Origin of the sequence: Pacificitalea manganoxidans (assembly GCF_002504165.1) — a bacterium.
GTDB classification, from domain to species: domain Bacteria; phylum Pseudomonadota; class Alphaproteobacteria; order Rhodobacterales; family Rhodobacteraceae; genus Pacificitalea; species Pacificitalea manganoxidans.
Map to the genome: position 1 here is coordinate 2,704,237 of NZ_CP021404.1, position 12,371 is coordinate 2,716,607.

General features: G+C 64.3%; 15 protein-coding genes. 10 read left to right on the forward strand and 5 right to left on the reverse strand.

Features of this window, described 5'->3' with window-relative positions:
- Positions 1–18 precede the first annotated feature (18 nt).
- Positions 19–258, forward strand: coding sequence for a DUF8831 family protein (locus CBW24_RS12285; RefSeq protein WP_097374231.1), 240 nt, complete (start codon positions 19–21; stop codon positions 256–258).
- A gap of 10 nt (positions 259–268) precedes the next feature.
- Here the strand turns inward: CBW24_RS12285 and CBW24_RS12290 are convergent, their stop codons facing one another.
- Positions 269–1,048: an alpha/beta hydrolase gene (locus tag CBW24_RS12290; protein WP_374708971.1), complete on the reverse strand. Its 780-nt coding sequence runs from the start codon at positions 1,046–1,048 to the stop codon at positions 269–271.
- A gap of 87 nt (positions 1,049–1,135) precedes the next feature.
- On the opposite strand from CBW24_RS12290, the gene CBW24_RS12295 reads away from it, so the two are divergent.
- Positions 1,136–1,612, forward strand: a complete 477-nt coding sequence (locus tag CBW24_RS12295) for an NUDIX domain-containing protein (protein WP_097374232.1) — start codon at positions 1,136–1,138, stop codon at positions 1,610–1,612.
- A 133-nt stretch (positions 1,613–1,745) separates the two neighbouring features.
- Here CBW24_RS12295 and groL read toward each other — a convergent pair whose 3' ends face one another.
- The gene (gene groL, locus CBW24_RS12300) at positions 1,746–3,389 is read right to left on the reverse strand and encodes a chaperonin GroEL (RefSeq protein ID WP_088663649.1); all 1,644 of its coding nucleotides are present in this window, start codon (positions 3,387–3,389) and stop codon (positions 1,746–1,748) included.
- Between the two features lie 45 nt (positions 3,390–3,434).
- Positions 3,435–3,722 carry a co-chaperone GroES gene (locus CBW24_RS12305; protein WP_088663648.1) on the reverse strand — a complete coding sequence of 96 codons (288 nt, stop codon included), beginning with the start codon at positions 3,720–3,722 and terminating at the stop codon, positions 3,435–3,437.
- A 168-nt stretch (positions 3,723–3,890) separates the two neighbouring features.
- Between CBW24_RS12305 and CBW24_RS12310 the strand changes: the two genes are divergently transcribed.
- From CBW24_RS12310 to CBW24_RS12340, 7 genes are all read left to right on the forward strand, one after another.
- Positions 3,891–4,595, forward strand: a complete 705-nt coding sequence (locus CBW24_RS12310) for a ZIP family metal transporter (protein ID WP_198405184.1) — start codon at positions 3,891–3,893, stop codon at positions 4,593–4,595.
- A gap of 64 nt (positions 4,596–4,659) precedes the next feature.
- Complete coding sequence (locus CBW24_RS12315; protein ID WP_097374233.1) at positions 4,660–5,580, forward strand: manganese-dependent inorganic pyrophosphatase; 921 nt, start codon at positions 4,660–4,662, stop codon at positions 5,578–5,580.
- A 90-nt stretch (positions 5,581–5,670) separates the two neighbouring features.
- A complete protein-coding gene (locus CBW24_RS12320) occupies positions 5,671–6,552 on the forward strand; it encodes a TIGR01459 family HAD-type hydrolase (RefSeq protein ID WP_088663646.1) in 882 nt (293 codons plus the stop codon).
- A 117-nt stretch (positions 6,553–6,669) separates the two neighbouring features.
- A complete protein-coding gene (locus tag CBW24_RS12325) occupies positions 6,670–7,113 on the forward strand; it encodes a MaoC family dehydratase (RefSeq protein ID WP_097373767.1) in 444 nt (147 codons plus the stop codon).
- 103 nt (positions 7,114–7,216) lie between these two features.
- Positions 7,217–8,179 (forward strand): bifunctional riboflavin kinase/FAD synthetase, encoded by a 963-nt coding sequence (locus CBW24_RS12330; RefSeq protein WP_097374234.1) that lies wholly within the window; start codon positions 7,217–7,219, stop codon positions 8,177–8,179.
- Complete coding sequence (locus CBW24_RS12335; RefSeq protein ID WP_088663644.1) at positions 8,176–8,667, forward strand: YcgN family cysteine cluster protein; 492 nt, start codon at positions 8,176–8,178, stop codon at positions 8,665–8,667. Before CBW24_RS12330 ends, CBW24_RS12335 begins: the two co-directional genes overlap by 4 nt.
- Positions 8,667–9,713 (forward strand): threonine aldolase family protein, encoded by a 1,047-nt coding sequence (locus CBW24_RS12340; protein WP_097373768.1) that lies wholly within the window; start codon positions 8,667–8,669, stop codon positions 9,711–9,713. The genes CBW24_RS12335 and CBW24_RS12340 overlap by 1 nt, the downstream gene beginning before the upstream one ends.
- On the opposite strand, the gene CBW24_RS12345 is transcribed toward CBW24_RS12340, so the two are convergent.
- Both CBW24_RS12345 and CBW24_RS12350 read right to left on the reverse strand, forming a co-directional pair.
- On the reverse strand, positions 9,686–10,540 hold the full coding sequence (locus CBW24_RS12345; RefSeq protein ID WP_097373769.1) for an alpha/beta fold hydrolase: 855 nt from the start codon (positions 10,538–10,540) through the stop codon (positions 9,686–9,688). The genes CBW24_RS12340 and CBW24_RS12345 overlap by 28 nt on opposite strands.
- Positions 10,541–10,607: 67 nt before the next feature.
- Positions 10,608–11,207: a 2-hydroxychromene-2-carboxylate isomerase gene (locus CBW24_RS12350; protein ID WP_088663641.1), complete on the reverse strand. Its 600-nt coding sequence runs from the start codon at positions 11,205–11,207 to the stop codon at positions 10,608–10,610.
- 112 nt (positions 11,208–11,319) lie between these two features.
- Between CBW24_RS12350 and CBW24_RS12355 the strand changes: the two genes are divergently transcribed.
- Positions 11,320–12,330: a ribose-phosphate pyrophosphokinase gene (locus CBW24_RS12355; RefSeq protein ID WP_088663640.1), complete on the forward strand. Its 1,011-nt coding sequence runs from the start codon at positions 11,320–11,322 to the stop codon at positions 12,328–12,330.
- Positions 12,331–12,371: the final 41 nt, after the last annotated feature.

A 12,371-nucleotide genomic window follows, 5' to 3' on the forward strand; every position in this document is an offset into this window, starting at 1 on the left:
CCGGCTAATCTGATCCTCATGATATCCATCGAACACGACTTCGGCGCCACGGTCATCACCCTCACGGATGAGGGGGGAACGTGGCTACAGGAAGACATCACCATTCAGGCCTTTGAGGATTGCTACACGGTCGAGCAGCTCGATCCGCGCACCGACAGGGTTCAGAAAATCACCTTCTCCCCGCAGCAATTGCGTGACCTCGCCGCCGCGTTGAGCCTGCCCGAAGGCGTCTATCGGCTAAGCCAGCCCAAGGGGTAAGCCCCGCCGGTCAACGGGCCAGTTCGTCCACGCCCATGCGCACCGCCTCGCCATAGCTCAGGTCGTGGTCAAATCGGCCTTCGCGCAGGAACAGCATGACCTCCGCGATGACCAGCGGATTGGTCATCATGAAGGTGTGGGTGACGGGTAGAACGAGGTGATCCTGCATGCCGCGGATACGGGTCGAGGCGACCGAAACCTTACCGTCATCCGAACCGGGTATCAGCGCCGAATAGAGCGGATTGAGCGACCGGTTGCCCGCGATGACGCCCAGATCGAATCGCGCCTCACCCAGCCTAACCGGCACGCTGGCAGGGTCAGTGCCAAGCTCCAGACCCGCAGGCCCGTTGATCCATTCAAACGGTCCCAGATCCCCCAGCTCGTCCACCAATTCAGTGCCATGATTCGGCGGCCCGAGCATCACCACCCGCCCCATCTGCGCAGGCCGGTGCTCGGACAGCCACGCCCGCACGAGGATACCGCCCATCGAATGGGTAACGAAATGAACCGGGCCGGGATCGCATTTCGATACGGCCCAAGGCACAGCCGCGACCAGATCCTCGATTGGGGCCTCGGTGCTGGCATATCCTTGGTTCACGACCTGATAACCTTCGGCCTGCAAGGCGCGTGCCATCACCTGCATGGACGCGGCACTTCGCGCCAGCCCGTGCAGCAGCACGACGCATTCCCCCAGCGCCGGGGCCTCGGCCACCGGGCGGGCACGCGGCTGCCGGTCACCCTGCGCGATCAGTAGCGCGGGCGGCAGGCATAGCGAGAGGATCAAGAGCATGCGACGCATCTACCGAATATGGGGTGCGCCACGGCCCAAGGCGAGAATGACGTTGCGCGTCACCGTCCGTCCCGCCAGTTTCACCCCATGTCCGCCCTGCCCCGTCCTTCCCGCCCGATCCGGCTCGCTGTGCGCGCGTTGCTTATTCATGACGACCGGCTGCTGCTGGTAAATGCCTATCCCGGCGGCACCAGCGATCTGTGGTGCGCCCCCGGCGGCGGGGTCGAGCCTCATTCCAGCCTGCCCGACAATCTCCGCCGCGAGGTCTACGAGGAAACCGGGCTTTGCGTTACCGTCGGCGCGCCGTGCCTCGTCAACGAATTTCACGACACGAGCCGGGATTTCCACCAAGTGGACGTCTATTTCCGCTGCACGCTAGAGACGGGCACATTGGACGCCGCATGGCGCGATCCCGAAGGCATCGTCACCGAGCGCCGCTTTGTCAGCCGCGAAGACATGGCCGCGCTTCGGGTCAAACCCGACAGCCTGATCGATCTTGCCTTTGGTCCACCGCTGCAGCCTGGCGAGGCTGGCTATGATCCGCTGGAGCCGTTGCTGGGCTGATGCCGCGCGTCGCGGCCCGGTAGGCGGCTGAGTCCCCTAGAAAGGCGCCGCGCGAAGTTTGGGATCAGCCCCCAGAACACGAAAAAGGGGGCCCGAAGGCCCCCTTTCCCAAAATCGTATCGACGGGCGTCGATTACATCATGCCGCCCATGCCGCCCATGTCGGGCATGCCGCCACCGGCGGATGCGCCTTCCTTGGAGGGCTTGTCGGCGACCATGGCTTCGGTGGTGATGAGAAGCGCGGCCACGGAGGCTGCGTCTTCAAGCGCGGTGCGCACCACTTTGGCGGGGTCGATCACGCCGAACTTGAACATGTCGCCATATTCTTCGGTCTGAGCGTTGAAGCCAAAGGCCAGATCGTTGCTTTCGCGGATCTTGCCGGCCACGACAGCACCGTCAACACCGGCGTTTTCGGCGATCTGACGCAGCGGAGCTTCCAGAGCGCGGCGCACGATGGCGATACCGGCGTTCTGGTCGGAGTTCGCACCGGTCAGACCTTCGAGAGCCTTGCCGCCCTGAACCAGAGCAACACCGCCGCCGACGACGACGCCTTCCTGAACGGCCGCACGGGTCGCGTTCAGCGCATCGTCAACACGGTCCTTGCGCTCTTTCACTTCGACTTCGGTCATGCCGCCAACGCGGATGACAGCCACACCGCCGGCCAGTTTGGCGACGCGTTCCTGCAGCTTCTCTTTGTCGTAGTCGGAGGTGGTCTCTTCGATCTGGGTGCGGATCTGAGCAACGCGTGCTTCGATCTCGGCCTTCTCGCCGGAGCCGTCGACGATGGTGGTCTCGTCCTTCGTGATCTGGATCTTCTTGGCGTTGCCAAGCATGTCCATGGTCACGTTCTCGAGCTTCATGCCGAGATCTTCGGAGATCACCTGACCGCCGGTCAGGATCGCGATGTCCTGCAGCATGGCCTTGCGACGGTCACCGAAGCCCGGTGCCTTCACAGCGGCGATCTTCAGGCCGCCACGCAGCTTGTTGACCACGAGGGTCGCCAGCGCTTCGCCTTCCACGTCCTCGGCGATGATCAGCAGCGGCTTCTGCGACTGGATCACGGACTCGAGCAGCGGAACCATCGGCTGCAGGGAGGAGAGTTTCTTCTCGTGCAGCAGGATCATGCAGTCGTCGAGATCGGCGACCATCTTGTCGGGGTTGGTGACGAAGTAGGGGGAGAGGTAGCCACGATCGAACTGCATGCCCTCGACCACTTCGGTCTCGGTGATCAGGCCTTTGTTCTCCTCAACGGTGATGACACCGTCGTTGCCGACCTTCTGCATCGCGTCTGCGATCTGCTGGCCGATCTCGGATTCGCCGTTGGCGGAGATGGTGCCGACCTGCGCCACTTCGGCGCTGTCGTTCACGGGACGTGCGGCGTCTTTGATGGCGGTGACGACTTTCGACACGGCCAGATCAATACCACGCTTCAGGTCCATCGGGTTCATGCCAGCGGCAACCGATTTCAGACCTTCTTTGATGATGGCCTGAGCCAGCACGGTCGCGGTGGTGGTGCCGTCGCCGGCTTCGTCGTTGGTGCGGGAAGCGACTTCCTTCACCATCTGTGCGCCCATGTTCTCGAACTTGTCTTCCAGTTCGATCTCTTTGGCGACGGATACGCCGTCCTTCGTGATGCGCGGAGCACCGAAGGATTTTTCGATGACGACGTTACGGCCTTTGGGGCCGAGGGTCACCTTCACCGCGTCTGCGAGCGTGTTGACGCCCTTCAGCATACGGTTGCGGGCATCGGTGTTGAACTTGACGTCCTTGGCAGCCATGATTCTTTCTCCTATCGGAAATTACAGGTGGGAACGCGAACGGTCTCAGGCGATGACGCCGAGGATGTCGCTTTCCTTCATGATGAGAAGTTCTTCGCCGTCGACGGTCACTTCGGTGCCGGACCACTTGCCGAACAGGATCTTGTCGCCAGCTTTGACCGCCATTTCGATCAGCTCGCCGCTGTCTTTGCGCGCGCCATCGCCGCAAGCCACGACTTCACCCTCGGAGGGCTTTTCCTTGGCGCTGTCGGGGATGATCAGGCCGCCTTTGGTCTTTTCGTCGGATTCGACGCGGCGGACCAGAACACGGTCGTGCAACGGTTTGAAAGCCATCAGAGACGCTCCTTCGTTCTCTTGGTTGTGTCTGTTAGCACTCCCTACCAGAGAGTGCCAGTGGCTTGGATTTAAGGAGCGCGCCGCGGGCTGTCAACAAGACCGATGACAAAATCTGCGCCCCGGCTGTGAACCGCCCACGCGCTGATGCGTTGCGGAAGAATGCTTATGACATTGATCGTCATCGCCGTCACCTCCGCCTCGCTGGTCTTAGGTGCCATGTGGGGATTGTTCGGCAGATTGCCACGCCGCGTGGAGGGATTTCTGATCGCGATGGCCGGTGGCGCGCTGATCGTGTCGGTGATGAGCGAATTGGTGACACCCGCAGGCGAAACACTGCACCCGTTCTGGCTGACCGTCATGGTCGGTCTGGGTGCAGGGCTGTTCGTCTGGCTCGACACGGCAGTGGAACGCAAGGTCGGCGAAGACAGCGGCGCGGGCCTGTTGCTGGCGATCACCGTCGACGGCATTCCGGAAAACCTCGCCCTCGGCGTGGCGCTGATCGGAGCGGGCCCGATGGAGGTGATGGCGCTGGCCGGGTCTATTTTCCTGTCGAACCTGCCCGAAGCCGCAGGTGGTGCGCGGGACATGCGCGAGGACGGGATGAGCCGCAAGCGCAGTCTGACGCTGTGGATCGGCACTGCCGGGTTGCTTTCGCTGGCCGCGCTGATCGGGAATGTCGCTTTGGTCAATGTGGGCGACAGCTGGCTTGCCATGATCCGCGCTTTCGCGGGCGGGGCGGTCGCGGCGTCGCTCGCGACCGAAGTGTTCCCCAAAGCCTACCGTGAAGAACACCACGGCACCGGCATCGCCGTCGCGCTTGGGCTTATCATTGCGCATTTGTTGGGCCTGATGGGCGGCGGCGGTGGGTGACATTCACCTGCGCGGTTCCTATAAGGCGGCAGAAACCCCGGATTCCAACCCAATGGACAGTGACGTGACCCTGAAAGTTTTCGGCCACAAGGCCCCCGACACCGATTCCACCGCCTCCCCGCTGATCTGGGCATGGTATCTGAGCGAAGTGCGCGGCGAAGCTGCCGAAGCACGGCTGCTGGGCGCGCCCAATACCGAGGCCGCGTTCGTCATCGACCGCTGGGGCTTTGACACGCCCGCGATCATCGAGGACGTCACCGCCGAGGACCGTGTCGTCATCGTCGACACCAACAACCCGGCTGAGCTGCCCGCCTCGATCAACGATGCCGACATCGTGCAGATCATCGACCATCACAAGCTGACCGGCGGCATCGAGACCCGCGCCCCGATCGACATCACGATCAAGCCGCTGGCCTGCACCGCGACCATCATGCACAACCTGATGGGCTCCAACGCCGAACGCATGCCCAACGGGATCAAGGGGCTGATGCTGTCGTGCATCCTGTCCGACACGCTGGAATTCCGCTCCCCCACCACGACGGAGCAGGACAAAAAGCTGGCCGAGGATCTGGCTGCGCAGCTTGAGGTCTCGATCCCCGATTACGCCGCCGAAATGTTTGCTGCGAAATCCGACGTCTCGAACTTCTCCGAGGCGGAATTGCTGCGGATGGACAGCAAGGAATACGCCGTGGATGGCACGAAATTCCGCGTCTCCGTGCTGGAAACGACCTCGCCCGCCGCGATCCTCGACCGTAAGGACGCGCTGCTGACCGCCATGCCCACCGTCGCACAGGATGATGGCGTGGATCAGGTGCTGCTCTTCGTGGTCGATATCCTCAACGAAGAAGCGACGCTGCTGGTGCCGAACGAACTGGTGAAAACCGTAGCCGAGAAAAGCTTTGGCATGACCGCGATGGGCGACACCGTGGTGCTGCCCGGCGTGATGAGCCGCAAGAAACAGATCATTCCCGCGCTGAAGGTCTGACGGCTCCGCGCCGCGATTGTTGATTGCAAAGGGCGCCGTTCGGGCGCCCTTTGTGCATCCCCCCTCCCCTTTCTGACTGGGACACCTTCCATGACCCGCATTCTGACCTCCCTCGACGAAATCGCCCCGCAATACGACGCTGCCTTTGTCGATCTGTGGGGCTGCGTGCATAACGGGCTGGAAGCCTATCCGGCGGCGGTGGATGCGCTGCGCGTGTTCCGCGCGGGCGGCGGCAAGGTCGTGCTGGTCACCAACTCCCCGCGCCCGTGGCGTGCGGTGGCCGACCAGATCGCCGGGCTGGGCGTGCCCGAGGATTGCTATGACAGCATCGCCACCTCGGGCGACAGCGCGCGCGCGGCCATGCTGCGGGGCGCGGTGGGCCGTAAGGTCTGGCATATCGGCGAAGAACACGACAATCCGTTTTTCGCCCCGATGGAAATCGTCGATGACGCGGTCGAGATCACCCGCGTCCCGCTCGATCAGGCCGAAGGCATCGTCTGCACCGGCCCGTTCGATCCCTACGCCGATCCTGCCGAGCTGCGACCGCAGTTCCTGATGGCGCGCGAGCGTGGGCTGAAGCTACTCTGCGCCAACCCCGATGTGATCGTCGACCGTGGCGAGGCCCGCGAATGGTGCGCCGGGGCGCTGGCCGCGCTTTATACCGAGATGGGCGGCGAGAGCCTCTATTTCGGCAAACCGCATCCGCCGATCTATGACCTTGCCCGGCAGCGGCTTGCCGCGATTGGCGGACGGCCCGACGACCGCATCCTGTGCATCGGCGATGGCATCGCGACCGACGTTCAGGGGGCACTTGGCGAAGGGCTGGACGTGATCTTCATCACCGGCGGACTTGCCGCCGCCGAAACACGCACCGGTCCCTCCCCTGAGGGCCAGCCGGAGCCCGATCTGGTCGAGGCCTATCTGCTGGAGCATGTGATGGATGCGACTTACGCCATTGGCTACCTCCGTTAAACCCAAGCGCAACTAAATTTCACATTTAGCGCGCAAACCTTGTGCATTATTTCTTCTGCGTTGCGGCGCGCCACAGAGCGTGCTAGGATCGGTCCGGTGGCAAACAGGACCGATCCCATGCTCGACAACATGCCTCGTGGCACGATCTGTATCGAAGACCTCGAAATCGGGATGATGCGGCATCTGACCAAGCAGGTCACCGACCGCGACATCGAATTGTTCGCCGAGGTCAGCACCGACCGTAACCCCGTGCATCTGGACGAAGCCTACGCACAGGACACGATTTTTGGCGGGCGCATCGCGCATGGTATGCTTACCGCCGGGCTGGTATCTGCGGTGATCGGCGAACAGCTGCCCGGACATGGCACCGTGTATCTCAGCCAATCGCTGCGCTTCATGGCGCCGGTGCGCCCCGGCGATACCGTGCGCGCGGAGGTTACGGTGCGCGAGATCGACCATCACAAACGCCGGGTCACGCTCGAAACCTGCTGCATCGTGGGTGACATTGTGGTGCTGAAAGGCGAGGCAACGGTGCTGGCCCCCAGCCGCAAATTTGACTGATCGGACCCTGCGCCCGGCCTGCGTCCTGCGGACCTTGATCGCGTAACCCGAGGGACGCGGCGGCGGTCTTGCGCCTGCCAGCCGCCGGGGCTAGGTCAGCATGATGCGGATCATGCGGACCCTTGACGACATCACCCCCGACGCGCGCGGCGCCAGCGTCGCCATCGGCAATTTCGACGGCGTTCATCTGGGCCATCAGGCCGTCATCGCCGAGGCCGCGCGCCATGCCGCACCGGGCAAACTGGGCGTGCTGACATTCGAGCCGCACCCGCGCGAAGTCTTTCGCCCTGACGCGCCGCCCTTCCGCCTGATGAATGCCGAAACCCGCGCGCACCGGCTGGCCAAGATCGGCGTCGATCTGCTGTTCGAACTGGCCTTCGAGCCTGCGCTCTTTGCTCTGCCCCATGATGTATTCGAGGCCGAGATCCTGTCTCAGGGTCTGGGCCTGTCCCATGTCACCGTCGGCGCGGATTTCCGCTATGGCAAAGGCCGCGATGGCACTGCCGAGACGCTGCGCGCAGCCGGGGCGCGTCTGGGCTTTGGCGCCAGCATCGCGGCGCTGCTGGGCACGGATGGGGTCGCCTCGGCGGAGCGTGTGTCCTCCACCGCGATCCGCACCGCCTTGGGCGACGGTCGTCCGGAGGATGCCGCCGCCATGCTGGGCCACTGGCATCGCATCGATGGCCCCGTGATCCACGGCGAAAAGCGCGGTCGCGAACTGGGCTATCCGACCGCCAACATGGATATTACCGGGCTGCATCCGCCGCGCTTTGGCGTCTATGCGGTGCTGGTCGATGTGCTGACCGGCCCCCATGCGGGGCGCAGCCTGATGGGCGCTGCATCGATTGGGGTGCGGCCCATGTTCGGTGAAAACCGCCCGAACCTCGAAACCTACCTGCTGGATTTCGACGGCGATCTATATGACGCGCATCTGTCGGTCGGGCTGGTGGCCTATCTGCGCCCCGAATTGAAATTCGACGGTCTGGAGGCGCTGACCGATCAGATGGGACGCGACGTGGCACAGGTCCGCACGATCCTCGCCGATCGGCTGGCAGGCCCAGCATGAGCCCCCGTCGTCGCGGGTCACCCGCTGCCCCGCGCCCCGGCAAAACGCGGCCCCGGTTCTGGGAACGCCACCCGCTGGACGAATTGACCCCCACCGAATGGGAGGCGCTTTGCGATGGCTGTGGCAAATGCTGCCTGAACAAGCTGGAAGACGAAGACACCGGCGAAGTGGCGTTTACCTCAGTCGCGTGCCGTCTGCTGGACGGTGAAAGCTGCCGCTGCTCGCAATACGATATTCGCAAGCAATTCGTGCCGGAATGTGTGGTGCTTACCCCCCGCACCCTGCCTGACGTCGCCTATTTCATGCCGCGAACCTGCGCCTATCGCCTGCTCTACGAAGGCCATGCACTCGCGCCGTGGCACCCGCTCAATTCCGGCTCTCCGGACACGGTGCACGAGGCGGGGATTTCCGTCCGCGGCTGGACCGTGCCGGAATTCGAGGTGCCGGAGGAGGAGTGGGAAGACTACATCGTGGAAGGAGACCTGTAATGAATTTCGCATCCGACAATACCGGCCCCGTCCATCCGCAGGTGATGCAGGCGCTGCTGCGCGCCAATGAAGGCCACATGCCGTCCTACGGCGCGGACCTGATCATGGAGGACCTGACCGCCCGCCTGCGCGACACGTTCGAAGCGCCGGAGGCCGAGGTGCATCTGGTGGCCACCGGCACGGCGGCGAATTCGCTGATCCTCGCCACGCTGTGCCCGCCTTGGGGGACGGCCTTCTGCGCCGACATCGCCCATATTCAGGAAGACGAGTGTAACGCGCCCGAGTTCTTTACCGGCGGGGCGAAACTGTCGCTTATCCCGTCTGAGGCGGGCAAGATCACCCCCGAAGCCCTCCGCGCCCGGATGGCGATCGAGGGCGACCGGGGCGTGCACGGGCCGAAACCCGGACCGCTAAGCCTGACGCAGGTGACCGAGCGTGGCACCGTCTATTCGGTGGCCGAACTCACTGCACTGGCCCAGATCGCCCATGATGCTGGCCTGCCGGTGCATATGGATGGCGCACGGTTCGCGAATGCGCTGGTCTCCCTCGGCTGCACCCCGGCCGAGATGACATGGCGCGCGGGCGTCGATGCGCTGACGCTGGGCGGCACCAAGAATGGGCTGATGGGGGTCGAGGCGGTGATATTCTTCGATCCTGCTCAGGCCGACGGGTTCGAGTTCCGGCGCAAGCGCGGCGCGCAGCTGTTTTCCAAGCATCGCTTTCTTGCCGCGCAGATGCTGGCCGCCTTTACCGATGATCTGTGGCTGGATATGGCAGGCGCAGCCAACGCGGCCTGCGCCCGGCTTGCCGCGGGGCTTACGGAGTCCGGTCACGCGACACTGCTGTTTGAGCCAGACGCCAACATGATCTTTGCCGAAATGGACGCCGCCGCCCATGCCCGCCTACAGGCTGCGGGGGCGCAATATCACGATTGGCAAGACAATCTCACCGGCGCCCGCCAGACCCGCCCCGCGGCCCGGCTGGTCTGCAACTGGTCCACGTCCGAGGCCGAGGTCGATCAGTTCCTCGCCGCGCTGGCGGGTTGAACCGCCCCCGCCCGGTCCAATTGCCGGGCGATCTGCGCGGCGACTAGCCCCGGCGCGGTGATCGGCGCCATATGCCCCTGCCCCGGCAACTGACTGCGCAGCACCGGCCACGGGCTGGCCGCCACGCGGGCGGCGATGCGGTCGCAGATCTCCTCCACCACCGGAGGGCTGTCGCTGCCGGTCATGAGCAGCAACGGCGCGGTGATCCGTTCCAGACGACCGGGGCCGATGATATTCCCGGCCTCGTCGCTCAGTCCCGGAGATTGCAGGGCAATCAGATCGATCTGCGCGGTGATCGCCCGGCGCGCGGCAGGGCGCATCGCGTCCCAGCTGCGCGGACCGACGCCCCACGCCCCGGTAAACAGCCGCGCGGCCTCCTCCCGGTTTCCGGCGGCGAGCGCGGCGTCGAACGGCTCGAACCGCGCGGCGCTTTCAGCATGGCCCGGCAGGCCCGCGGCGATGCCAAACAACACCGGCTCAAACAGGCTCAGACTGCGGACTAGATCGGGCCGCGTGATGGCCAGCCGCAACGCAACCGTGCCGCCGAAGCTGTGGCCCATCAGGTGCACTGGCCCCACGCCACGAGCCTCGATCGCCGCAATGGCCCACGCCATCGCCAGCGCCTGTTGATCGCCGGGCGCGGCGCGATCCACATCCGGCGCACGACCATGTCCCGGCAGATCAATGGCCTGCAATGTCATCCGCACGTCCAGTGCCGCACCGACACCGCCCCATGCCTCTGCCCGGGCGAGCGAGCAATGGATCGCCAGCCCCGGCTCCGGCCCGGTGCCGAATTGCAGCGGGGTCGCAGGCGTCGCGGCAGTCATGGAGTGTGGAGGCTGTCGGGGATCATGGCGCGACCATAGCCAGCCGCGCCCTCCGTGCAAGCGGGGATCAGAGCTTCCCCTGCAGGTGCAGATCCAGATCCTCCAGCCGGTCTTGGCCCCAGAACCGCTGATCGTCCTCGGTGATCCAGAACGGCGCACCAAAGACACCCGCCTGCACGGCGTCTTCCAGATTGCGGCTATATTCCTCGGCTCCCGCCAGCATACCCCGGTCGGCGAGGTCTGGATCAAACCCGCCTTCCTCCAATGCGGCGCGGATTACCTGATCGTCTGCGATGTCCTTTTCCTCGGCCCAGCAGGCGCGCGACAGGGCGCGGATCACCGCCGCGACATCGCCGCCGCCCGTCTGCTGCGCCGCGATCACGGCGTAGGAGGACGGTGCCATATTGGTGGGGAAATGCGCAGGCTTCAGGTTCAATTCCATCCCGGCCTTGCGCGCCTGCCGTGGCAGATCCTGCGCGCGGAAGGCCAGACGGCTCGGATGGCGCTCGCCCGGCGGCAATCCCCCTGTGCGCGGAAACAGCGCCATAATGTCGAGCGGGCGATAGGTCACATCCAGCCCGTGACGGTCGACCAAGTCGGCAAAGCGCGGCCCGGCGAGATATGTGAACGGCGAGATCGTCGCAAAGTAGTAATCGATACGGGCCATGCCGTCCTCCCCTTCTGAAGCTGGATCGCAGCGTAGTGGGGTGTTAAGCGGTGTCAACGTCATGATTCCGTGATTTTTCGCCCTCCCGTTCCGCGCCCAAGGACAATCCGTGATGCCCAACCTCACCGAACCCAAACTGATTTCCGGCAATGCAAACAGGACTTTGGCCAATGCCATCGCCCGGCGCATGTCGATGCACCGCGGTATGACCGTGGGCCTGCTGGATGCGCGGGTGGAACGTTTCAACGACCAAGAGGTGTTCGTCGAGGTCTATGAAAATGTCCGCGGCGAGGACATGTTCATCATTCAGCCGACTTCGAACCCGGCGAATGACAACCTGATGGAGCTGCTGATCATGTCGGACGCGCTAAAGCGCTCCTCCGCGCAGCGCACCACCGCCGTGATCCCCTATTTCGGCTATGCCCGTCAGGATCGCCGGACCAAGGCCCGCACCCCGATCAGCGCCAAGCTGGTCGCCAACCTGATCGTCGAAAGCGGCATCGAGCGGGTTCTGACCATGGATCTGCACGCCGCGCAGATTCAAGGCTTCTTCGACATTCCTGTCGACAACCTCTACGCCTCGCCGATCTTTGCGCTGGATCTCAAACATCAGTTCGGCGACCGCATGGACCAGATCACCGTGGTCTCGCCCGACGTGGGCGGTGTGGGCCGGGCACGGGAACTTGCAAAACGTATCGGCGCCGCGCTCGCCATCGTCGACAAGCGCCGCGAGAAGCCGGGCGAAGTCGCCGAAATGACGGTGATCGGGGATGTGCAGGACCGCATCTGTATTGTGGTCGACGATATCTGCGACACCGCTGGCACGCTGTGCAAGGCCGCCGAGGTCATCAAGGAGGCGGGCGCCAGCGAGGTTCACGCCTACATCACCCACGGCGTGCTGTCCGGTCCGGCGGTTGAGCGGGTGTCGAAATCGATGCTGAAAAGCCTCGTCATCACCGACACGATCGAGCCGACCGCACAGGTGCTGAACGCCACCAACATCCGGATCGTGCCCACGGCGCCGATCTTTGCGCAGGCGATCCTGAACATCTGGAACGGCACATCGGTGTCGTCGCTGTTCGATCACGGGACGCTGAGCGCCATCTACGAAGGGCTCTACTGAGCCCAAACCGGGTCGGGCGCAACGGCGTGCCCGGCCCCCTT